At 62.2% G+C, this 21977-nt stretch carries 17 protein-coding genes and 1 riboswitch; of the genes, 8 read left to right on the top strand and 9 right to left on the bottom strand.

All coding sequences use genetic code 11. The annotated features are described in order from the left end of the window. Window positions 1-362: 362 nt before the first annotated feature. A complete protein-coding gene (cobN, locus tag IF204_RS14910; RefSeq protein ID WP_194097865.1) occupies window positions 363-4088 on the bottom strand; it encodes a cobaltochelatase subunit CobN in 3726 nt (1241 codons plus the stop codon). 48 nt (window positions 4089-4136) lie between these two features. On the opposite strand from cobN, the gene IF204_RS14915 reads away from it, so the two are divergent. Beyond that, window positions 4137-4310, top strand: coding sequence for a hypothetical protein (locus tag IF204_RS14915; protein ID WP_194097866.1), 174 nt, complete (start codon window positions 4137-4139; stop codon window positions 4308-4310). On the opposite strand, the gene IF204_RS14920 is transcribed toward IF204_RS14915, so the two are convergent. Both IF204_RS14920 and cobW read right to left on the bottom strand, forming a co-directional pair. Then, window positions 4307-4762, bottom strand: a complete 456-nt coding sequence (locus tag IF204_RS14920; protein ID WP_194097867.1) for a GNAT family N-acetyltransferase — start codon at window positions 4760-4762, stop codon at window positions 4307-4309. The two genes, IF204_RS14915 and IF204_RS14920, sit on opposite strands and share 4 nt — an antisense overlap. After that, window positions 4759-5820: a cobalamin biosynthesis protein CobW gene (gene cobW / locus IF204_RS14925; protein WP_194097868.1), complete on the bottom strand. Its 1062-nt coding sequence runs from the start codon at window positions 5818-5820 to the stop codon at window positions 4759-4761. The genes IF204_RS14920 and cobW overlap by 4 nt, the downstream gene beginning before the upstream one ends. 35 nt (window positions 5821-5855) lie before the next feature. After that, a riboswitch (cobalamin riboswitch) is annotated at window positions 5856-6074 on the bottom strand. A 211-nt stretch (window positions 6075-6285) separates the two neighbouring features. Between cobW and smc the strand changes: the two genes are divergently transcribed. Next, on the top strand, window positions 6286-9741 hold the full coding sequence (smc, locus tag IF204_RS14930) for a chromosome segregation protein SMC (RefSeq protein ID WP_194097869.1): 3456 nt from the start codon (window positions 6286-6288) through the stop codon (window positions 9739-9741). Here the strand turns inward: smc and IF204_RS14935 are convergent. The 6 genes from IF204_RS14935 to IF204_RS14960 form a co-directional block, all read right to left on the bottom strand. Next, window positions 9693-10625, bottom strand: coding sequence for a glycosyltransferase family 2 protein (locus IF204_RS14935; protein WP_194097870.1), 933 nt, complete (start codon window positions 10623-10625; stop codon window positions 9693-9695). The genes smc and IF204_RS14935 overlap by 49 nt on opposite strands. After that, window positions 10625-11788, bottom strand: a complete 1164-nt coding sequence (locus IF204_RS14940; protein WP_194097871.1) for a lytic murein transglycosylase — start codon at window positions 11786-11788, stop codon at window positions 10625-10627. The genes IF204_RS14935 and IF204_RS14940 overlap by 1 nt, the downstream gene beginning before the upstream one ends. A 54-nt stretch (window positions 11789-11842) precedes the next feature. Further along, on the bottom strand, window positions 11843-12742 hold the full coding sequence (gene cbiB, locus IF204_RS14945; protein ID WP_322743295.1) for an adenosylcobinamide-phosphate synthase CbiB: 900 nt from the start codon (window positions 12740-12742) through the stop codon (window positions 11843-11845). Continuing rightward, window positions 12739-13671: a threonine-phosphate decarboxylase gene (locus IF204_RS14950; protein ID WP_194097872.1), complete on the bottom strand. Its 933-nt coding sequence runs from the start codon at window positions 13669-13671 to the stop codon at window positions 12739-12741. The genes cbiB and IF204_RS14950 overlap by 4 nt, the downstream gene beginning before the upstream one ends. Next, entirely contained in the window at window positions 13671-14042 is a 372-nt protein-coding gene (locus tag IF204_RS14955) for a DUF1636 family protein (RefSeq protein ID WP_194097873.1), read from the bottom strand. The genes IF204_RS14950 and IF204_RS14955 overlap by 1 nt, the downstream gene beginning before the upstream one ends. A gap of 108 nt (window positions 14043-14150) precedes the next feature. After that, entirely contained in the window at window positions 14151-15125 is a 975-nt protein-coding gene (locus tag IF204_RS14960; RefSeq protein ID WP_194097874.1) for a glutathione S-transferase family protein, read from the bottom strand. Between the two features lie 283 nt (window positions 15126-15408). Between IF204_RS14960 and IF204_RS14965 the strand changes: the two genes are divergently transcribed. The 6 genes from IF204_RS14965 (at window position 15409) to cobM (ending at window position 21915) form a co-directional block, all read left to right on the top strand. Then, window positions 15409-16683 (top strand): sirohydrochlorin chelatase, encoded by a 1275-nt coding sequence (locus tag IF204_RS14965; RefSeq protein ID WP_194097875.1) that lies wholly within the window; start codon window positions 15409-15411, stop codon window positions 16681-16683. 71 nt (window positions 16684-16754) lie between these two features. Beyond that, window positions 16755-17393 (top strand): precorrin-8X methylmutase, encoded by a 639-nt coding sequence (locus IF204_RS14970; RefSeq protein WP_194097876.1) that lies wholly within the window; start codon window positions 16755-16757, stop codon window positions 17391-17393. Continuing rightward, window positions 17390-18586, top strand: a complete 1197-nt coding sequence (cbiE, locus tag IF204_RS14975; RefSeq protein ID WP_194097877.1) for a precorrin-6y C5,15-methyltransferase (decarboxylating) subunit CbiE — start codon at window positions 17390-17392, stop codon at window positions 18584-18586. Before IF204_RS14970 ends, cbiE begins: the two co-directional genes overlap by 4 nt. Beyond that, complete coding sequence (gene cobI / locus IF204_RS14980; protein WP_194097878.1) at window positions 18583-19284, top strand: precorrin-2 C(20)-methyltransferase; 702 nt, start codon at window positions 18583-18585, stop codon at window positions 19282-19284. Before cbiE ends, cobI begins: the two co-directional genes overlap by 4 nt. Then, complete coding sequence (gene cobJ, locus IF204_RS14985; protein ID WP_194097879.1) at window positions 19275-21116, top strand: precorrin-3B C(17)-methyltransferase; 1842 nt, start codon at window positions 19275-19277, stop codon at window positions 21114-21116. Before cobI ends, cobJ begins: the two co-directional genes overlap by 10 nt. Window positions 21117-21138: 22 nt before the next feature. Beyond that, the gene (cobM, locus tag IF204_RS14990) at window positions 21139-21915 is read left to right on the top strand and encodes a precorrin-4 C(11)-methyltransferase (protein WP_194097880.1); all 777 of its coding nucleotides are present in this window, start codon (window positions 21139-21141) and stop codon (window positions 21913-21915) included. The last annotated feature ends 62 nt before the right edge of the window (window positions 21916-21977 follow it).

Raw genomic sequence — 21977 nt, forward strand, 5'->3', positions numbered from 1 at the left:
AGGGTTTCGCAGGCGAGGTTCAAGACAGCAAAACAGGCACATCTGTTGCGCGCGCTTTCGCACACGATCATGCCGATTTGCTGCAAATGTGTCGGGTTCGCTGTTTCGGCGAAAGTCGTCGGGAACCTTCGCGGGCGAGAGGGTGTTGATATAGCAACCGCCGCAGCGAACCTCCTCGGCTGTGGCCCTTAGTCAACATATTTGGAATGCGTCGCACATTCGCGCCGTTTGTCACTTCCCGTTACGAGCGTATCGGGGCAAAGGGCGGATTGTGCATACGCAGCAGGATTTACGATGCAGTATTTCGCTTTGTCTATGTTCGTTCTGTACTTCGCCGTCGCCGCAATCGCGACCGTCTGAGTTCAGTCGAGCAAACCGGCTATCCGCGCTCGGGCAGAGTTCGAGCGCGGTTGCCAAAGCCCTCTATCCATTGCCTCATTGAGCCTTTCCGCGATCTCTCGCAGTGCCGCCGGATTGGCGTCCTGAATGAACTCACGCGTGTCGTCGTCTTCGATGAATGCGGACTCCACCAGATCGAAATGGTGGTTCTTCACAGCTCCGGTCGTTGCTGCAAATGCGAAGAGATAATCGACAGTCGCTGCGATCTCGAAAGCTCCCTTGTAGCCGTGCCGTTTGACGCCATCGATCCATTTGGGATTGACCACGCGGCTGCGGACAACGCGGCCGATTTCATCATCCAGAGTGCGAATGACGGGCCGCTCGGGGCGTGAGTGGTCGTTGTGGTAGATCGGTCGATCCGCGCCCTGAAGCGTGCTGATGGCCGCCGCAGCGCCGCCTTCGAATTGGTAGTAATCGTCGGAGTCGAAGATATCGTGTTCGCGGTTGTCTTGGTTCTGCACGACAGCTTCGGTCTGCGATAGACGCTCGCGGAATCCTTGGTGGTCGGCAGTACCCTCATCCTTTGCGCCGTAGGAATATCCGCCCCATTCGATGTAAGCATTTCCGAGGTCGGCCTTGTCGTTCCAGATCCGTTCGTCAATCAGAGCCTGAAGGCCTGCGCCATAAGCGCCCGGTTTGGAGCCATAGACACGGGACTGGCTTTCGCCTTTGCGAGCGCGGTCGGCTGCGGGGTTCAGATCTGCGGTTTCATCCAGCGCCTGTACAGCACGAGCTGCACTGTCTACGAGCGCAATCAGCTGAGGGAAGGCATCGCGGAAGAAGCCCGAAACGCGCAGCGTTACGTCGACCCGCGGACGGCCGAGGACGCCTTGCGGCATGATCTCGAAACCGGTGACGCGGCGGTTCGCGCTGTCCCACGTCGGCTTGACGCCCATGAGCGCCAACGCTTGCGCAATGTCGTCGCCGCCCGTGCGCATGTTGGCAGTACCCCAAGCAGTGACCAGCATCGTGCGCGGCCAATCGCCGTGATCTTGTAGGTGCTTTTCGATCAGCAGGTTCGCGGATTTCCAGCCCAGCTGCCACGCGGTCGGGGTCGGCACGGCGCGACTATCGACGGAGTAGAAATTCTTTCCCGTGGGGAGCACGTCGAGGCGTCCGCGAGTCGGTGCGCCGGATGGACCGGGTGCAACGGCGTTGCCTCCCAATGCGTCCAGAAGCGCTTGGCCTTCGTCAGGGCCGCAGGCTTGGATGATCGGGCGGATGTTGCCGAGGATTTCGGCAATGACTTCGGCCGATTTTGGTCCTGGCGGTGTCGCTCGCGTCGTTGCCTCCGCATCACCCCACCCGCCGTCCCGCAGCAGTTTTTGGGAGAGGTCTTCGAGGCGTTCGACGGTATCACCTGCGGTGCGCCAAGTGCCTTCGGTGTTGAGAATGTCGGGCGTCGGGCCGGTCCAAGGTGTTCCAAGGTCGGCAGAGAGCGGATCGAAATCCAACGCGAGGTCATCGGCCAGAGCGCGCAATAGCGATGCGTTAGGCCCTTTTCCGTCGCCGCGTGGGACGCGGGCGAGTGCGATGGCGAGGTCAAGCGCCTGTTGGCCAGTCGGGGACTGGCCAAAGATGTGGAGGCCGTCGCGGATCTGTGCTTCTTTCAGCTCGCAAAGGTAGGCGTCGAGCTTGGCGAGGTCCTGCTCTTGATCGCCCGTCATACCGACGTCGGAGGCGAGACCGGTGACTTCGGACAGCGACAGGATTTCACGGCGGAGCGTGTTGATGCGGCGGGGATCGACGCCGGCGGCTTCGTAGTATTCGTCAACCAGCGCTTCAAGGTCGCGGAGCGGGCCGTAGCTTTCGGCGCGTGTCAGCGGCGGGGTGAGGTGGTCGATGATGACAGCCTGCGCGCGGCGCTTGGCCTGCGTGCCTTCGCCGGGGTCATTGACGATGAAGGGGTAAACGTGGGGCGTCGGGCCAAAGACGGCTTCGGGGATGCAGGTTTCGGACAGCGCAACGGACTTGCCCGGAAGCCATTCGAGGTTGCCGTGTTTGCCCATGTGAACGATCGCCTGCGCGCCGAAGTGGTGGCGGAGCCAGAAGTAGAAGGCGAGGTAGTTGTGCGGCGGAACGAGGTCGGGCGAATGATAGGTCTCGGTCGGGTCGATGTTGTAGCCACGAGCAGGTTGCACGCCAACGACGACGTTACCGTAGGTTTTGATCGAGAGCGCAAAACCGGCTTCGCCGGTGGCCTTCGGCGAAGGTATTTGGGTCAGAATGAAGGGGTCGTCCTCCGGTGCACCCCAGCGGTCGGTGATCCGCTGTTTGACGTCCCAAGGCAGGGCGTTGAAGTGTTCGAGGTAGACAGAAAGCGGCAGATGCTCGCCGCCTTCCTTGCTGGCGCGGTCGGTGAGCCAGTTGGTCGGGCCAGCGGTGATGTGGTCCATTAGCGTGCGGCTATCGGGCGTTTCGGTTTGGTAGCCTGCTTTGTTCAGCAGTGAGAGGACGTGGGCCGTGCCTGCGGGCGTGTCGAGGCCGACGCCATTGGCGAGGCGGCCGTCCTTGTTGGGGTAGTTCGCGAGGACGAGGGCGACTTTGCGATCCTGCGGCGCGGTCCGGCGTAGGTTCGCCCAGTTCGCGGCGAGGCGCGTGACGAAATCGATCCGGTCGCCGCGCGGTTGATAGGTTGCGATGGGGCACTGGGTGGCTTCGTCAAAGTACGCTTCGCCCTTGAAGCTGACGGCGCGCGAGAGGATGCGGCCATCGACCTCGGGCAGGGCGACGTTCATTGCGATGTCGCGGGCGGCGAGGCCGTTAAGGCCCTCGCTCCATGCTTCTTCAGTGCCGCCCGAGAGGACGACTTGGAAAACGGGCGCATTGTTGGCGAAGGGCGCGGCGAGCGGGTTAGCGCTGGCCTTGTCGCCGTGTGGATTGCCGACGGCGAAGGACGTGCAGTTCAGGATCACATCCGGCTTTGCGTCGGTGAACAGCGTTTCCAGCGTGGCGACCGACACAGGGTCTTTGAGAGAGGCGACGAACACCGGTAGTGGGTTCAGTCCGGCACGCAGCAAGCTGCGGGTCAGGCGGTTGATCGGCGCGAGGCCGGCGCCTTGGACGAGGGCACGGTAGAAGACAACCGGAACGACGGGCGCGCCTTCGATCCATGCTTCTTTCAGATCGGTAAGGTTTGCTTGGCCAAGGCCCGGCCAGTAGATGCCTGCACGCAGGAGGGGAGAAGCGGCGGCAGGCTTTTCACCGCCGTCCAGCATGGATTTGGCGTAGGCGAGGAAGTTGGTGGCGTTCTGTGGGCCGCCTTCGACGAGGTAGCTCCAGAGAGCGTCGTAGTCTGCGCCACTCACCGTCGAAAGGCTGCGCAGTTCCTGATCGGGCTTGTCGTCACCGGGGAGGGCAGCGAACGGAATGCCGGCCTCGTAGAGGCGGGCGGCATATTGTTCGAGGCCGTATTTCCAGTAGCCCGCGCCGCCCAGAACCCGCGCGATGACCAGCCGCGATTTCGTTGCGCAATTGTCGAGGTGCAGGTCCACCGACATCGGATGCATCAGGTTCATCAGGCTGGCGAGACGCAGGTCCGGCGCGTCCTGCATTTCGGCACGCGCTTCGGACAGGGCAGCAAGTTCCGTATCGGCGGCGGTAATCACCACAATGTCGGCGGGCGTCTGTCCGAGGTCGACTGGCTCTTTATCGTCCACGTTTCCGGGTGTCGCAGCGAGCAGGTGCATTGTATCGGGCCTTTAATTCGGGCATCAGCGCGGCAAAGGAGCCACATCATGGTTGATTATAGTAAGTTCGGACCTTCGACCGGTCGCAAAGGTTTTCCGCGCCACAAGGAACACAACTCCAAAGGCACGGACAAGAACCCATTCGCCGGTCGGAACGACAAGAGCGCTCTGCTCGAGCGGATGAAGAAAGCCGCCGACAAGGGTGAGCAGAAAGACGATTAATCCGTCAGAGGTTTTTCCATGAAAATGGAAGACTTCGCATCGGGATAATCTCCGAACGGGCCGCAGCGGGTGAAGCCGTGGCGCTCGTAAACGCGGTGGGCTGCATGCAGCAGGTTACCAGTTTCGAGTTTCAGCCACGGCAGACCTTCGGCGCGGGCTTCGTCCTCGATCTGGCGCAGGATCGCGCTTGCGATCCCTTTGCCGCGCGCGGCCTCGTTCGTGAACATCGACTTCACTTCGCCATAGCCATCCTTGATGGACAGCGCGCCGGTGCCAAGAATGGTGTCGCCTTCGCGCGCGGTGAAGAAGCGGATGCTGTCCACACAGAGATCATCGATATCGAGGTAGAAGTTGTCCTCTGGCGGGAACAGCGACTGCATCAGCGCGTGCGACGACTTGAGCAAAGCCGTCGCCTGCGGATGATGCGGACTGTTCTTCTCGACGAAGATCATGCCGACAGAGCTTCGGTGATCGCCGCCTGATCGAGCCCAGCTTCACCGATAACGACGAGGCGCGTGCTGCGCTCGCCGCTGAACGGCTGGTCGAAGTAGGTTTCGATACGCGGTCCGACAGCTTGTAGCGTTTGGCGCATCGGCTTGCCTTCGACAGCGACAAAGCCCTTCAGGCGCAGGATGTCGTGTGCCTTGATCACGTCGACGACCTTGGCCGAGAACGCCTTGGCGTCGGCAACTTCGCCGAGGGTCACGACGAACGACTCAAATTCGTCGTGGCCGTGCTCGTGTTCGTGGTCATGATCGTCGTGGTCGTCATCATCGTGGTGATGGTGGTGGTGCACTTCGTGACGGGCTTCGAGGTCGTTTTCAGCGCCGATGCCTTGGCCCAGCAGAACGTCGACAGGAAGCGCGCCCATGGTGGCTTTGACCACCTGAACACCGTCACGGCTTTCGCCTTTCAGTTTGGCGGTCAGCGCTTCAGCTTCGTCGGCGGTCAGCAGGTCGGTCTTGTTGACGACGATCATGTCGGCGCAAGCGATCTGGTCTTCGAACAACTCCGAAAGCGGGGTTTCGTGGTCGAGGTTCTCGTCCAGTTTGCGCTGGGCATCGACGGCTTCGACGCTGTGCGCGAAACGACCTTCGGTCACGGCCTTGCCGTCAACAACGGTCACAACGCCATCGACGGTCACTTTGGTCGAGATACCCGGCCAGTTGAACGCGCGGACCAGCGGCTGCGGCAGGGCGAGGCCCGAGGTTTCGATGACAATGTGGTCCGGCTTGTTCTCGCGCTCGAGCAGCTTTTCCATCGTCGGAATAAAGTCGTCGGCCACGGTGCAGCAGATGCAGCCGTTCGACAGCTCCATCACGTCCTCTTCGGTGCAGGTCTCTTCGCCGCAGCCCTTGAGGATGTCGCCGTCTACGCCGAGGTCACCGAATTCGTTGATGATCAGCGCGATGCGCTTGCCGTTGGCGTTCTGCAGCATGTGACGGATCAGCGTGGTTTTACCTGCGCCAAGGAAACCGGTCACAACAGTTGCGGGGATTTTAGCGGCCATAATTCTCTCTTTCATCGTCCGTCACACCCGACGGCATGGTTATATCCGGCGCGGTCGGTCTCCTGGCTCGCGGGTCAAGGCGTTTTCCTGCCTTCCCGAGCGGACCCAGTGGCGGAGTGGAAAACGCTCTCCGCATACAGTCGCGGGGGCGGCTGCGGATTTGGCCTTCCGGAGGGGATCCGGCCTTACCGCATTCCCGGTTATCCTCGGATGCTTTGCACCACGGAAGAGGCACCGTGCGGCGTCTTTGTGCGCTTTGTTTTGCTGGGGCGTCAAGGCGGATTGCGACAGCATCGCGCGCAGGAACGGCGGTATGAATGCACCAAAGCTGCCTGCGTTCAGGCCGTAATTCTGTCGATATATTGTGGATAAGTGGGGTGCGGATAGCAGATTGTGGGCAGTTTCGTTGACTCGCCGCCGATCTGCCGTCCAACTTGAGTGTAACGGAATCAGTTAGGTGACCACGTGAAGTTCAACAAACTGCGGCTCAACGGTTTCAAAAGCTTTGTCGACCCGACAGAGCTGGTGATTGCCGAAGGTCTGACCGGTGTGGTCGGGCCGAACGGGTGCGGAAAGTCGAACCTCCTTGAGGCACTGCGCTGGGTCATGGGTGAAAACCGCCCTAAGGCGATGCGCGGCGGCGGTATGGAAGACGTGATCTTCGCCGGAACCACCAAGCGTCCCGCCCGCAACTTTGCCGAGGTCGCGCTGGTCATCGATAACGCGGACCGCCTCGCGCCCGCTGCGTTCAACGATCAGGACAATCTCGAAATCGTGCGCCGTATCACGCGTGATATTGGCTCGGCCTACAAGGTCGGCACCAAGGAAGTCCGCGCTCGTGACGTGCAGATGCTGTTTGCAGATGCGTCCACCGGTGCGCACTCGCCCGCGCTTGTTCGTCAGGGCCAGATCTCCGAACTCATCAACGCCAAGCCCAAGGCCCGCCGCCGCATCCTCGAAGAGGCCGCCGGTATCTCGGGCCTCTATCAGCGACGTCACGAAGCAGAACTGAAGCTGAAAGCGGCGGAGCAAAACCTCGAACGTGTCGATGATGTGGTCGAACAGCTGGCGAACCAGCTTCAGCAACTCGCCCGTCAGGCCCGTCAGGCCGCCCGCTACCGCGAGATCGGCGAGAACCTTCGCAAGTCGGAAGGGATGCTCCTCTACCGCCGCTGGAAAGAGGCCGAGGATGCCCGCCTTGCCGCTGTTGCCGCGCTGCGCGAACAAACTGTCTCTGCTTCGCAGGCCGAAAGCGCTGCCCGTGCCGCCACTGCCGCCCGCGTGAAATACGAGGACGGAATGCCGAAGGTCCGCGAGGAAGAAGCGATTGCCGGTGCCGTGCTGCAACGTCTTCAGGTTCAGCGCGACTCGCTCAAAGAACAGGAGCAACGCGCACTCGAACGTATCCAGACGCTGAAAAACCGCATCGACCAGCTTGCCCGCGACATGGAGCGCGAGGCTGGGCTGAACACGGATGCTGTCGAAACCATTGATCGCCTTGAGTGGGAGCAGCGCGAGATCGCCAAGGCCAACGAGGGCCAACCCGAGCGGTTCGAGATCGCTCAGGAGGCCGCCCGCGATGCTGCGTCCGTCATGCAGGAGCGCGAGGCTGAGCTGTCAGAACGGACCGAAGATGTTGCCCGCCTTGCTGCACGTCACCAATCGACGCAGCGCCTGATCGAAGACTGCCGTAAGACGCTGGCCAAAGCTGACGCCGATGCAGAGCGCGCCAAGGCTGCGCTTGTCGATGCGGAGGCTGCGCTGGCCAAGGCTGAGTCTGATTTCGAAGCGGCGACCGAAGCCGAGGAAGTCGCGCAGGCCACCGCCGAACGTGCCGAAGAAACCCTCGCCGAAGCTGAAGCAGCGCGTGCCGACATTCAGCAACGCGAAGCGGATGCACGAGCGCTCCGGTCCTCGGCCGAAGGCGAAGCCAATGCGCTGCGTGCTGAGGTTGCCGGTCTGGCCAAGCTGGTGGAGCGCGAAAGTGGCGGCGACGGGCAGGTGCTCGATCTGCTCACCGTGCGTTCTGGCTATGAAAAAGCGCTGGGCGCGTCGTTGGCTGATGACCTCCGCGCGCCTGCCATCACCGCTGACAAAGTGTCGGGTTGGGCCGAGCTGAGCGCCTATGCGAACCCGCAGCCGCTTCCCGCTGGAGTGCAACCGCTGGCCGAAGTGGTCGATGTTCCCGCCGTTCTGGCCCGCCGCATCGCGCAGGTCGGGCTGGTAGCCCAAGCGGATGGTGCACGCCTTCAGGACCAACTGCTGCCTGGTCAGCGCCTCGTCAGTGTCGAAGGCGACCTCTGGCGTTGGGACGGTTTCCGCGCCGGTGCGGAGGATGCGCCTTCGGCAGCCGCACTACGTCTTCAGCAGATCAACCGCCTGAGCAGCTTGCGCGAAAACCTCGAAACCGCCGAGGAACGCGCCGAGGATGCACGCGAGTCGCACGAAGCGCTGGTCGCGCGCCTGAGCGATCTGACGCAAGCCGACCAGATGGCCCGTATGGCCCGCCGCAATGCCGACCAACAGGTGGCTGATGCAGGCCGCGCTTTATCGCGTGCCGAGGCTGACCGCAACCTCGCCGAGGGCAAGCGCGAGACCTCGCAGTTGGCTCTGCAGCGCCATCAGGAAGAGGCCAACGATGCCCGCCGCGCAATGGTCGAGGCAGAGCGTCAGTCAGGCGATCTGGCCGACCTCGATGATGCGCGCTCTGGTATCGAAGACCTCAAGATGATGGTCGAAGCCGCGCGAATGACCATGATGACCCGCCGCGCAGCCGCCGACGAAGTGCGCCGCGAGGGCGATGCGCGGACCAAGCGCCTACAAGAGATCACTAAGGAAATCAGTGGTTGGCGGCACCGACTCGACACCGCATCGAAGCGGACGCAGGAGCTTGAGGACCGCAAGGTCGAGAGCGAAGAGGAGCTCTATGAAGCTGCCGCGCAGCCCGAAGAGATCGCCGAGAAGCGCGACGAACTGATGGACGCCATTGCCGAGGCTGAAGAGCGCCGGAGCGAGGCCGCCGACAAGCTTGCCGATGCAGAGACTGGTCTGCGTGACGCCCAGTTTGCCGAACGGGACTCCGAACGACTTGCGTCCGAAGCCCGCGAGGCCCGTGCCCGCGCCGACGCCCGCAACGAGGCCGCCCGCGAGACGGTCCATGCAGCCGCTGAACGTATCCGCGAGGATCTGGAAACCACGCCGGAGAAGCTGTTCGAAACGCTGGACATGACGCTTGAGGAAATCCCGAATTCCCACGAATTAGAGTCTCAAGTGAACGCTTATAAGCGCCAGCGCGATGCTCTCGGCGCCGTGAATCTGCGGGCCGAAGAGGACGCGGTCGAGGTGCAGACCGAGCATGATACACTGGTCGGCGAAAAGGCCGACCTCGAAGAGGCGATCAAGGCTCTGCGTCAGGGGATTTTCGGTCTGAACAAGGAAGGTCGCGAGCGCCTTTTGACCGCGTTCGAGCAGGTGAACGAGAACTTCTCCAACCTGTTCCGCCACCTGTTCGGCGGCGGTGAAGCGAAGCTGGTTCTGGTGGAGTCCGACGACCCGCTCGAAGCCGGTCTCGAGATCATGTGCCAGCCGCCGGGCAAGAAACTATCGACGCTTTCGCTGCTGTCGGGCGGCGAGCAGACCCTGACCGCGCTGGCGCTGATCTTTGGTGTGTTCCTCGCGAACCCCGCCCCGATCTGTGTGCTGGACGAGGTCGACGCGCCGCTCGACGATGCCAATGTGACCCGTTTCTGCGATATGCTGGACGAGATGACGCGCCGCACGCAGACCCGCTTCCTGACCATCACGCACCACGCGGTGACGATGGCCCGCATGGACCGTCTGTTCGGTGTAACGATGGCCGAGCAGGGCGTCAGTCAGCTTGTTTCGGTCGACCTTAAACGCGCAGAGGCGATGGTCGCATAAAGCCGCATCGCGGCAACCTTGGTCGGCAGGTCGAGGTCGATATCTTTCAGTAACCCGCGATCCATACAGATCGACACCTTGTCCACGTCCATCGCTGCGACTGTCTGGTAGAAGTGGTCGAGCTCGTCTGCGCTCGCTTCCGACAGGATTTGGAGCAACTCCGGCACGCCAAGATACGCGCCTGTTTTGGCGCGGCCGGGGAGCCTTGCCTTCCAATCCGCTGGATCGTGCGCGTGGAAATGCAGCAGCGGCATCTCCTCGGTAAAGGGGTATCCCTTCACTCGCTTGCCGTCGATCAGGGCGGTGTGGATACGGACCTCCAGCCCCTCGATGCCTTTGCGATAGAACGATTTCCCTACCGAATGGCTGAGGCTCCCGCGTTTCATAATTGGCGCGTAATCCTCGAACACGGCATAGAAGAGCTCGCGCTGCTCTTTCCAGAGGATCGGCGCGCGGAACAGATGCGCGTCGAAAACACCGCCGTTTTTCGGGGAATGGATGGCCTCCCATGGGCGCATTCTGACAACGGGCGACGCGTCATCCGCACGGTCAAGGACAGCTGCGACAGGCTCGCTCGGATAGATGAATTCGTCGCCGTCCATGTGGGCGAGCCAATCGACTTCGCCGCGGTCGTAGATGCTTTGGGCGTTGCGGGTCTGGCGGCCCTCGATCTTGATCGGCCGCCCACCGCGTGCCTCCCAGTGGGACGCATCGCAGCGGATGACCGTCAGGCCCTTGATCCCGTCGACCGCATCAGCAGCGGGGTCGTCGGGATCGTCGAAATGCAACCAGATCTGCGCAGGTTTGAGGGCGAGGTGATGGGCAACCCATGCCTCCACCTCTGCCACCGGCGCTTTGATCGTGGTCGCAATTCCCCAAGTCATTACAGGCTGTTCAACAGTTCCCGCGTTGGCCAAGCGTCGGCTGGCATACCGAGGCGCTCTTGTTCGGTCTGCACGGCCTCGCGCGTCATTTCACCGACGATACCGTCAACACCGCCGACGTCATGGCCCCGCGCCTGAAGCTTGCGCTGGAGCGACATGACCTCTTCGCCGGACAGGGCTGGAGTGGGATTGCCCGCGTTGTAAGCTGGTGCGCCCATGATCCGCGTGCCGAAGTAAGCGGCGGTGGTCACGTAAACCATCGACTTGTTCCACTCGAAATAGACGTGGAAGTTCGGATAGGCGAGGAACGCAGGTCCGTTGCGGCCCATCGGCAGCAGGACCGACGCAGGCAGGTTCGCGATCTGGCCCGTGCGTGGCTGAACGCCAAGGCTGGCCCATTCGGCACCGCTCATTTCGTGGTTCAGACCTGTGAGTGACCAGTCGAGGTTCGATGGCAGGGTGACTTCTTGCAGCCAGGGTTCGTTCGGGCGCCAGCCGAGGGACGACAGCATCGAGGCGCCAGACATCAGCGCATCCTCGGGCGAGCCTTTCAGATCGACGTGACCGTCGCCATCGCCATCACGACCGTTGGCGATGATGTCTTCGGGCAGCATCTGCACCTGACCGATTTCACCTGCCCAAGCACCGGTTGTGTTCGTTGGGCTGAAGTCGCCGCGGCGATAGAGTTCGAGTGCGGCAAAGACCTGCGGACGGAACAGTTCGGGGCGGCGGCAGTCATGCGCCAGCGTGACCAGAGCGTTCAACGTGTTGAAGTTGCCCTGCACCTGACCGAAGTCGGTCTCGAACGCCCAGAACGCCAGAAGCACGCCTTTGGAGATGCCGTATTCACGCTCGATCCGGTCGAAGGTTGCGGCGTAGCGCTGCCCATAAGTGGCGGCGTTGTTCACGCGGTTTTGCGAAATGAGGTTGCGTGAGAACTCGATAAAGTCCTTCTGGAACACGCCCTGCGCGCGGTCGGCGCGGAGCACGGCGTCGCTCTGGCTCACGTTGGCGAAGAAGTTGTTCACGGTGTTGGCGTCGAAACCGCGCGACATCGCCTCGGATTTCATATCGTTGACGAAGCTCGAAAAGGTGCCGCCGCACTGCTGGGCCGAAACGGAGCCCGCCAGACAGATCGCGGCGAGGGTGAGGGGAATACGCATGTGTCCTCCTAATGACTTGGACAGAGCGTAGCGCGCAGGGGGAACGGCGCAACCTCAGAAAATGGAAATCAGCAGAGCCGCGCCGAGTGCGATACCCCAAGCAATCCACAGTTGGCGCACCGCACGGTCGATATCCTTGGGCCCTGCGAGTTTGCTGCCTTTGGCGTTGACCCAAGGGTACTGGCGCATCTCGCCGTGGTAGGCGCGGGGGCCCGATAGCGCGAGGCCGAGGACGCGGGAAAACGCCGCTTCGGGCCAGCCTGCGTTGGGGCTGCGGTGGAGTTTGGCGTCGTCGTAAATATCGCGGAACGACCAAAGGTCGGGGCGTGTCGCGACGAACAGCAGCGCGGTCAGGCGGGCAGGGATCAGGTTCAGCAGATCGTCGAAACGCGCTGCTGCCCAGCCGAATTGTTCGTGCTTTGGTGTGCGGTAGCCGATCATGCTATCTGCCGTATTTGTGATCTTGTAGACCAGCAATCCAGGCAATCCGCCGACGATGAACCAGAACAGCGGGGCGATGATGCCGTCGCTGAAATTCTCTGCCGCGCTTTCGATTGCGGCGCGGGCAACGGCGGGTTCGTCCATGTCCGAGGTATCGCGGCCCACGATCATGGCGACCGACTTGCGGCCTTCGGGGACCGAATGACGCAGCGCGCGTGCGACGTCCTGCACATGCTCGACCAGCGACTTCTGCGCGAGGAGCATAGCGCCGACAATGATCTCGGCCCAGATCCATGGGAGCGCCTGTAGGACGACGCCTAGTAGCCCGAAAAGTGCGACCAGCACAGCGAAGGAGGCGATGCCTTTGTCCTTGCGGTGGGAGCCGTTGTTGAACGTATCGTCGATGAAGCCGACACAGCGGCCCATCAGCACAGCGGGATGCGGAAAGCGGTTCCAGAGCCACTTCGGCTCGCCCAGCCAAGCATCCAGCAGCATCGCGAGGACGACACTCACAGCGCGGCCTCCAGTTGGCTCCAGCCGTCGGGTGCGGGCAGACCAAGGCGAAGCCAGGTTTTGGAATAGGGGAAGATGCGGGACCAGACATGGCCCTGCGCCAGCTCGTCCTGCCATGTTGCGGCATCGTCGACCTCATAAAGGCGGAACAACGTGGTGCCGCCAACGACCTTCGCGCCTTTGCCCGTCATCAGGGCGTCCAGACGGTCGGCGTCCTGCGCCAGCCGTGCGCGGGTGTCGTTAGCCCATTTGTGGTCGGTCAGAGCGCGCGCGCCGATCTCCAGTGCGGGGCCGTTGACGGACCATGGCTCTTGGAGGGCCTTCATCTTGGCGATCAGTTCTGGGTGCCCAATCATGAAGCCGAGTCGCAGCCCTGCAAGGCCCCAGAACTTGCCGAAGCTTTTCAGCACCACGACGCCCTCGTTGGCGGCGAGGTGGACGTGGGACTGCTCGGGGCAGACGTCGCAGAAGCTCTCGTCGATCACGGTTAGCGCGTTGCCTTCCGTCACCGACGCAGGCCAGAGCTTGCCGTCGGGGTTGTTCGGGTGGACGTAGATGTGCGTGCCCGAAGCTTTCGACCCATCACCGAGTTTGTCTGCGCCTTCAAATGCAGCTTTGTATTCGTTGTAAGTCGGCGCGGGGATGTAAGCGCCGCAACCTGTAATTTCGGGCAGGCGGGAGATCAGCGCGGAGGCACCGTTGGCGGGTAGGATCGCGCAACCTTCGGGCACATTCCAGAACGACCGGGCGGCGGCGATGAGACGCTCCATGGCCCCGGTGTCGGGCAGAGTGTTCCACGCAAGCGCGGAGATTTCGCCGACGGGATAGGGCACAGGGTTGATGCCGGTGGACAGGTCCAGCCAGCCGTCACGCGTGCCGCCCCAACGGGCGACAGCCGCATCGACACCGCCGCCATGGTCACGGGCCATCAATCGGCCTCCGGCAGGGGAAGGTGACGGGAGACGAAGTGGCCTTTGACGCCCAGCGGCCACTGGCGGAACGGCACCTGACCGCTTTCGCTCTCGCTGTGCATTTTGGCGTATTCGACGATGGCTTCGGCGGCTTCAACGGTCGGCTCGAATTTACCGAGCGAGTAGCCGATCTTGTCCTTCCCCTGAACGATGATGTTGCAGGACCGCTCACATCCCATGGTGCACGACACGCGGCGGGTCTTCAGGCCGGTTCCGTCTGCTGCGGCTTCGATCTTGTCGGCCAGCATGGCGCCATCCGTGACCTCGATGCCCTTTTCGGCCCAGTCATCGGTTTTGCAGCCTTCGCAAATGGTAATCCAGCTCGTCATGTCGTCTTTCCTTGTCTGCGCGCCCCGTATCAACCCGATCCGGAGCGGCAAAACAAGAGTAAGGCAGACGATGCGCCTAGCGATGCCGTCCAAACGACGGCGGATGGATCATCCGCGACCGTGCGGCTCGTTCCAGTCCAGATCAGGGCCAACCGGAATGATCCGGTGCGGGTTAATCATGTCGTGGCTGTAGTGGTAGTGGTGCGTAATGTGATCGAAGTGGGTGGTCTCTGCCACGCCCGGCACCTGATAGAGCTCGCGGGTGTAGGCCCAGATGTTCGGGTATTCGATCAGCTTGCGGCGGTTGCACTTGAAGTGGCCGTGATAGACCAGATCAAAGCGGGCCAGCGTAGTCCACAGTCGCCAGTCGGCTTCGGTCATCTTGTCGCCAGTGAGGTAGCGGTTCTCGGCAAGGATGCCTTCGATCCAGTCGAGACTGTCGAAAAGCGGGCCTACGGCTTCGTCGTAGGCTTCTTGCGAGGTCGCGAAGCCGGACTTGTAAACGCCGTTGTTCACGGTGTTGTAGACGCGCTCGTTGATCTCTTCGATGCGGTCGCGCAGCTCTTCGGGCCAATAGTCATCATCGTTGCTGGTGATGCCATTGAAGGCCGAGTTGAACATGCGGATAATCTCGGAGCTTTCGTTTGACACGATCGTGCCGGTCTTCTTGTCCCAGAGCACAGGCACCGTCACGCGGCCCGATACGTCAGGCACCGCCTTGGTGTATATGTCACGCATGAACGGCAGGCCGAACTGGGTGTCGCCGGTCGCGCCGTCGAAATCACTCTCGAACGTCCATCCGTCAGACAGCATGTGAGGATGGACGACCGAGATGTCGATATGATCCTCAAGCCCCTTGATGGCGCGGAAGACCAATGTGCGGTGCGCCCAAGGACATGCGTAGGAGACGTAGAGGTGATAGCGGCCGCTCTCGGCCTTATAGCCAGCCTCTCCGGTCGGACCAGCCGAGCCGTCAGCCGTGACCCAGTTCCGGAAAGCGGCCGTGGATCGTACAAATTTACCGCCGTGCGACTCGGTGTCGTACCACTTGTCGTGCCATTCGCCGTCTTTGAGAAAGCCCATTATCCGCTCCTTTGGTGTTGCGGGATTAGTTAGCGTGTTCGTGATCGCACGCAAGAACGGTGGTCGCGCATGTTCCATGCGCTGTCGCACAGGTCGCAAATGAACCCGCCTGCGGCGTTTCATTGTTTGCTAAGGTGCTCCGGCCCCTGTAGACCACGCCAGACGAAGCCAACTCGGCCGGAAAGGTGGTGGCGCGGACGTCGACCCGAACGGGGACGAAAGCCCACGTCGTCGCACCACCGCCAAGGCGGGCTTCTGGTCATGGACGGAACGGAGGCCCGATATGAAAACCGGTGTAATGATTTGCGGACACGGCTCGCGGAGCCAGTCGGCCGTAGATGAATTCAAAGTATTGGCTGAAAAGCTGCCGGCGTATCTGCCCGCGGATTGGATGATCGATTACGGTTATCTCGAATTCGCGAACCCCGTGATCCGCGACGGCCTCGACAAGCTGCGCGAAGCGGGCTGCGAGCGTATCCTCGCCGTGCCGGGAATGCTGTTTGCTGCGATGCACTCCAAGAACGATATCCCGACCGTTCTGAACACCTATGCCGCCAAGCACGGTATCGACGTGAAATACGGCCGCGAACTGGGCGTTGATCCCAAGATGATCGCCGCCGCCGCCGAGCGCGTTCAAGAAGCCGTCGCCAGCGCGAACGCCGAACATGGTGACGTGCCGCTGCACGAAACCTGCCTCGTCGTGATCGGACGCGGCGCATCGGACCCCGACGCCAACGCCAACGTCGCCAAGATCGCGCGTCTCCTCTGGGAAGGTATGGGTTTCGGCTGGTGCGAGGTTGGTTATTCGGGCGTTACCTTCCCGCTGGTCGAGCCGACGCTGCAGCACGTGGCAAAGCTCGGCTACAAGCGTGTCGTCGTGTTCCCATATTTCCTCTTCACGGGCATCCTGATCGACCGCATCTACGGATTCACCGATCAGGTCGCCGCTGAACATGGCGATATCCAGTTCATCAAAGCCGGTTACCTGAATGACCATCCGAAGGTGCTCGAAACCTTCGCCGAGCGCGTGAAGGAACAGGCTGGCGACACCCCCGTTCCTAATTGCGGCATCTGCCCGTTCCGCGAGCAGGTACTGGCACTTGAAGGCGGCGAACATATCCACATCAAGCCCGAAGAGCGCCTCGCCGCGCTCAAAGCATCGGGCCACCCCGCTGCGGGCGATGTGCCTCCGCCGACCTGTGTGCTGTGTAAATACCGCACGCAGCTTGTCGGTTTCGAGAACGAAGTCGGCGCGGTGCAGGAAAGCCACCACCACCACGTCGAAGGGCAGGGCGCATCGGCTCCTGGTTCGAACGTGGCGGATTGTACGCTGTGCGACACCTTCTGCACCGGCCTCTGCCGTCTGCAAGAAGCGCATGGTCATCACCACCATCACCATGGCGACCATGGTCACCACCATCACGATCATGACCACGGTCACCATCACCACCACCATGAACACGACCACGGCCATGGACACGATCACCACCATGCGGAATACCCGCACGCAGATCACCCGCTCGGCCCGAAGAGCGCCTTGAAATCGCGCAAATCCTGATCTTTCACTCTGGCCCAAATACCTCCGCCGGAGGCTCGGGCTTCTGCAAGAAGCCCGAAACGGACACCGACATGCGACCATATGAAAAAGACCCCAAAGCGATCTACGGCGAGAGCTTTGCCACCGTCCGCAAGGAAGCGCGGCTCGACCGGTTTCCGGAAAGCCTCCAGCCGCTCGTCACGCGTCTGATCCATTCTTGCGGTATGGTCGAAATCGCGGACCGTCTGGCCTATTCGCCCGACGCATATAATGTCGGTCACGCGGCGCTCCAGTCAGGCAAGCCCGTGCTGTGCGATTGCGAAATGGTCGGCGCGGGCATCATCCGTCGTTACCTGCCTGCCAAGAACGAGGTGATCGTCACGCTGAACGACGAACGTACTCCGGCGTTGGCACAAGAAATCGGCAATACCCGCAGCGCCGCTGCTGTCCGCCTTTGGGAGCCGCATATCGAAGGCGCTGTCGTCGCTGTCGGTAATGCGCCAACCGCGCTGTTCCACCTCTTGGAACTGATCGACGAAGGCTTCCCGAAGCCCGCTGTGATCCTCGGCTTCCCTGTCGGTTTCGTCGGCGCTGCGGAATCCAAGGCCGAGCTTGCCGCCAATTCGCGTGGCATCGACTTTGTCGCGCTGCGCGGTCGCAAGGGCGGCTCGGCAATGGCGTCGGCCGCTGTCAACGCATTGGCAGCTGGTCTGCCGGAGCTCGATAAATGACCGCTTGGCTGCATATCGTCGGGATTGGCGAAGATGGTCTCGACGGGCTGGTGCCCGCGACCCGGACAGTCGTCGAGACGGCCGAAGTCATCATCGGCGGCGACCGCCACCATCAGCTTGCGCCGAACATCGCGGCCGAGCGCCTCAGCTGGCCGCATCCGTTCGACGCGCTGATCGACGTGCTGCGCGGCCTGAAAGGCAAGCATGTTGTCGTCCTCGCGACGGGCGATCCGCTCTGGTATTCGGTCGGCGCGCGGATCGGTCGGTCGATCCCGAACGACGAGATCGTGTTCCATCCGCAGCTTTCTGCCTTCCAGCTTGCCTCTGCCCGCATGGGATGGAGCCTCGCGGACGTCGAGACGCTCACGGTTCACGGGCGTCCGGTCGAGCAGATGATCCCGTACATCCGCCCGAATGCGCGGTTGCTCCTCCTGACCACCGGCAGCGAAACGCCCGGACAGATTGCCGGTTTCCTGACCGAGCGTGGTTATGGCGCCTCCAGAATTTCAGTGCTCGGCGCGATGGGTGGCGAAAACGAGGTCCGTTTTGACGGTGTGGCTAGCGATTGGGGACATGAAGTTCCCGCTTTCAACACGATGGCGGTCGAGTGCATCGCTGGCGACAACGCTCTTGTCCTGCCGTTGATGGGTCTGCCGGACGATGCTTTCGTCTCTGACGGCACGATGACGAAACAGGAAGTCCGCGCGATCACACTGTCCAGGTTGATGCCGATGCGCGGCGCGCTCCTTTGGGACGTGGGCTGCGGCAGTGGCTCGGTTGCGATCGAATGGATGCGCGGTGCGCGTGATGCGCTGGCCATCGGTGTCGAACCCAAAGAACAGCGGCGCGCTTTTGCTGCGCAGAATGCAGCGACGCTGGGTACGCCCCGCCTCAAACTAATCGACGGTCGCTCGCCCGAGGCGCTGGGCGATCTGCCTGCGCCGGATGCGGTATTCGTCGGCGGCGGTGTGAGCGAAGAGGTCTTTGACATCGCATGGACTGCGCTGAAGCCCCTCGGTCGTTTTGTCGGCAACGCCGTCACGCTCGAAGGCGAAGCGGTGCTGCGCGACCTTTATGCCAAACACGGCGGCGATCTGGCCCGTATCTCGGTCGAGCGTGCTTCGCCCGTTGGCGGTCTGACCGGATGGCGCCCTGCGATGGCAGTCACTCAATGGAGCCTGATCAAACGATGAGCGGAACTCTTTACGGCGTCGGCCTCGGACCGGGGGCGGCGGATCTGCTGACCCTGCGCGCGGCGCGTCTGATCGAAAACGCGAAGGTCATTGCCTATCCGGCGCTGGTCGGTGGGTCGAGCTTTGCCCGCTCGATCGCCGAAGACCTGATCCCCGCAGGCGTGCAGGAGATCGTCATGGAAGTGCCCATGACCACCGAACGCAAGCCCGCGCAGGACGCCTACGATAAAGGCGCGGCAGAGATCGCGGCGGCGCTGGAAGCTGGCGAGGATGTCGTCTGCTTGTGCGAAGGCGATCCGTTCTTCTATGGCTCGTTCATGTACCTCTACGCTCGCCTCTCGCCGAAATTCGACGTGCAGATCGTGCCGGGCGTGACCTCGATCACCGCCTGCGCGGCTGCTGCCGGACGTCCTCTGGTGGCACGCAACGAACGCCTGACGGTCCTGCCCGGACCTCTGCCCGAAGATGAACTTCGCGCCCGTATCGAAGGTGCCGAAAGCGTCGCCATCATGAAGGTCGGACGCCATCTGGCGAAAATCCGCGGCGTGATCGTGGACCTCGGTTTTGAGGCGCAGGCCACATACATCGAACGCGCGAGCCTCGACGCTCAAGTCGTTCTACCCCTATCCGAGGCGCCGGAATCCGCGCCTTACTTTTCTATGATATTGCTGACGAAGGGAGCCGACCCATGGCTGTGAAACCGGTTGTGATGGCGCTTTCGCGCTCGGGCGAGAAAGTGGCGCACCGCGTCGCTGCCGCCCTCGATTGCGCAGTCCATGGCCGCGAGGGCCGTGTCGATCTGGCTGACGCCTATTTCGCCAATGCCCTCGATCACGCGCGCGATCTGTTCGCTGCGGGCGTGCCGATTGTCGGCGTTTGCGCGTCGGGAATCCTGATCCGCGCCGTGGCTCCGTTGCTGTCGGACAAGCGTTCCGAGCCGCCGGTTCTTTCGGTCAGCGATGACGGCGCTGTCGTCATTCCGCTGCTCGGCGGGCATCGCGGTGCGAACCGCCTCGCGGGCGAGATCGCGAAGGCACTGGATGCGACCGCTGCGATCACTACCGCTGGCGATGTTGCGCTGAGTGTCGCGCTTGATGTGCCGCCGGTGGGCTACCGCCTCGCGAACCTCGACGATGCAAAATCCGCTATGGCTGCGATGCTGGCGGGTGAGGGTGTGACTGTCACCGGCGAGAACATTTTTGGTATTGATGCCGACGGCGGTGCGGTCGAGCTGGTTGTGACCGATGCGCCGTGTGAGGGCGGTGCGAAGAAGTTGGTCTACCATCCGCAACAATACGTTCTCGGCGTTGGTTGTGCGCGTAATGCGGATGCCGAAGAGCTTTGGGAGCTGGTTCAGAAGAGCCTTTCTGATGCAGGTATCGCCTACGGTGCGATTGCCTGCGTTGCGACAATTGATCTGAAGGCTGACGAGCCTGCAATGAACACCGTCGCCAAACGCCTTGGCGTGCCGCTGCGCCTGTTCACCGCTGCCGAGCTGGAAGAGCAAAACGTCGCGAATCCGTCAGACGTGGTCTTTGCCGAGGTTGGTTGCCATGGCGTGTCCGAAGGTGCGGCTCTGGCGGCTTCGGGCGGCGCTCTGGTTATCGAGAAGACCAAGACTGCAAACACCACCTGCGCTGTTGCCAAAGCCGATGCGCCCATCACCGAGATGAAGGGCCGCGCGCGCGGGCGCCTGTCGATCGTCGGTATCGGGCCGGGTCAGGCGACGTGGCGCACGCCGGAGGTGTCGCGCCTCGTGGCAGATGCCGACGAGCTAGTGGGCTATGGCCTCTATATCGATCTTCTAGGCCCGCTGGGCCACGGCAAGCAGCGCAGCGATTTCCCGCTGGGAGGCGAGGAAGACCGTTGCCGCTATGCGCTAGAGCGTGCGGGCGAAGGCTACAACGTGGCGCTGGTCTGTTCGGGCGATGCCGGCATCTATGCGATGGGTGCGCTGACCTTCGAATTGCTTGACCGTTCGCCAGATCAGCTTGGTGTCACGGATGCGGCCCGCCGCGTCGAAGTCGTCTGCTCGCCGGGTGTATCGGCGTTGCAAGGTGCGGCTGCGCGCGCAGGTGCGCCACTGGGTCATGACTTCTGCACCATTTCGCTGTCGGATCTGCTGACCAAGCGCGAAGATATCGTGCGCCGTCTGCACAAGGCTGCGGAGGGCGACTTTGTCATCGCGTTCTACAATCCGGTTTCGAAGACCCGCCGCACGCTGCTGGCCGAAGCCCGTGATATTCTTCTCCAGCACCGTCCGGCAGACACGCCGGTGATGCTGGCGTCGAACCTTGGTCGTCCGCAGGAGCACGTTCGATATCGCCGCCTTGATGAGCTGGAAGTGGATGAGGTCGACATGCTGACCGTCGTTCTGGTTGGTTCGTCGAATTCGCGGCTGGCGCAGCTCGGCGAAGGACCGCGGATGTACACGCCGCGCGGTTACGCACGGAAGATCGACGGCGATCTGAGCGGTGATCGGGCAGGGGGCGCTGCCCCCGCGGCTACGCCGCTCCCCCGGGATATTTGAGGCACAAAGGCAGGATAGCGCTATGACCGTATTTTTTATCGGAGCAGGTCCGGGTGATCCGGAACTCATGACCGTCAAAGCTGCCCGTATCATCGGGGAGTGTCCAGTGTGCCTCTATGCCGGTTCGCTGGTGCCGGAGCAGGTTGTCGCCTGTGCGCCTGCTGATGCGAAGGTGATGGACACCGCGCCGATGACGCTGGACGAAACCCATGCGGAGATCGTTGCGGCGCATGAGCTTGGTCAGAACGTAGCGCGTGTGCATTCGGGCGATCCGTCGCTCTATGGTGCGATTGCAGAGCAGATCCGCCGTTTGAAAGCGGATGGGATCGACTACGAGATCATTCCGGGCGTTCCGGCCTATGCCGCAGCTGCGGCTGCTTTGGGTCAGGAACTGACCATCCCCGAGGTCGCCCAGTCCATCGTGCTGACCCGTATGTCGATGAAGTCGACCGCGATGCCGAATGGCGAGACGCTGGAAAACTTCGGACGCACCGGCGCGACGCTGGCGATCCACCTCGGTATCCGTGCGCTGCGCGAGATCGAGCGTCAGTTGGCGCCGTTCTATGGCGCCGATTGCCCAGTGGCTGTCGTCTACCGTGTCGGCTGGCCGGATCAGATGATCATTCGCGGCACTTTGTCGGACATCCAGCCGAAAATCCGTGAGGCCAAGATTACACGCACAGCGCTTATTCTTGTTGGTCCGGCGCTCGGCGGGGATCACGGTTTCCCGGACTCCGCGCTATACGATGCCGCCCGTCCGCACGTGTTGCGGCCGAAGAAGAAAGCGTCTGTTACCTGACTGACATAACGGAGAAATTTACTCCGTTTGTAGGCTTGATTTAACGCGTGGCACCGTCATCC

The organism is Marivivens aquimaris, from assembly GCF_015220045.1.
GTDB classification, from domain to species: domain Bacteria; phylum Pseudomonadota; class Alphaproteobacteria; order Rhodobacterales; family Rhodobacteraceae; genus Marivivens; species Marivivens aquimaris.

What these genes read in the sequence shown, in the direction of transcription:
- cobN (WP_194097865.1), bottom strand. Translation starts at nt 4,088, where the DNA reads ATGCACCTGCTCGCTGCGACACCCGGAAACGTGGACGATAAAGAGCCA.
- IF204_RS14915 (WP_194097866.1), top strand. Translation starts at nt 4,137, where the DNA reads ATGGTTGATTATAGTAAGTTCGGACCTTCGACCGGTCGCAAAGGTTTT.
- IF204_RS14920 (WP_194097867.1), bottom strand. Translation starts at nt 4,762, where the DNA reads ATGATCTTCGTCGAGAAGAACAGTCCGCATCATCCGCAGGCGACGGCT.
- cobW (WP_194097868.1), bottom strand. Translation starts at nt 5,820, where the DNA reads ATGGCCGCTAAAATCCCCGCAACTGTTGTGACCGGTTTCCTTGGCGCA.
- IF204_RS14935 (WP_194097870.1), bottom strand. Translation starts at nt 10,625, where the DNA reads ATGACTTGGGGAATTGCGACCACGATCAAAGCGCCGGTGGCAGAGGTG.
- IF204_RS14940 (WP_194097871.1), bottom strand. Translation starts at nt 11,788, where the DNA reads ATGCGTATTCCCCTCACCCTCGCCGCGATCTGTCTGGCGGGCTCCGTT.
- IF204_RS14950 (WP_194097872.1), bottom strand. Translation starts at nt 13,671, where the DNA reads ATGGCCCGTGACCATGGCGGCGGTGTCGATGCGGCTGTCGCCCGTTGG.
- IF204_RS14955 (WP_194097873.1), bottom strand. Translation starts at nt 14,042, where the DNA reads ATGACGAGCTGGATTACCATTTGCGAAGGCTGCAAAACCGATGACTGG.
- IF204_RS14960 (WP_194097874.1), bottom strand. Translation starts at nt 15,125, where the DNA reads ATGGGCTTTCTCAAAGACGGCGAATGGCACGACAAGTGGTACGACACC.
- IF204_RS14965 (WP_194097875.1), top strand. Translation starts at nt 15,409, where the DNA reads ATGAAAACCGGTGTAATGATTTGCGGACACGGCTCGCGGAGCCAGTCG.
- IF204_RS14970 (WP_194097876.1), top strand. Translation starts at nt 16,755, where the DNA reads ATGCGACCATATGAAAAAGACCCCAAAGCGATCTACGGCGAGAGCTTT.
- cbiE (WP_194097877.1), top strand. Translation starts at nt 17,390, where the DNA reads ATGACCGCTTGGCTGCATATCGTCGGGATTGGCGAAGATGGTCTCGAC.
- cobI (WP_194097878.1), top strand. Translation starts at nt 18,583, where the DNA reads ATGAGCGGAACTCTTTACGGCGTCGGCCTCGGACCGGGGGCGGCGGAT.
- cobJ (WP_194097879.1), top strand. Translation starts at nt 19,275, where the DNA reads ATGGCTGTGAAACCGGTTGTGATGGCGCTTTCGCGCTCGGGCGAGAAA.
- cobM (WP_194097880.1), top strand. Translation starts at nt 21,139, where the DNA reads ATGACCGTATTTTTTATCGGAGCAGGTCCGGGTGATCCGGAACTCATG.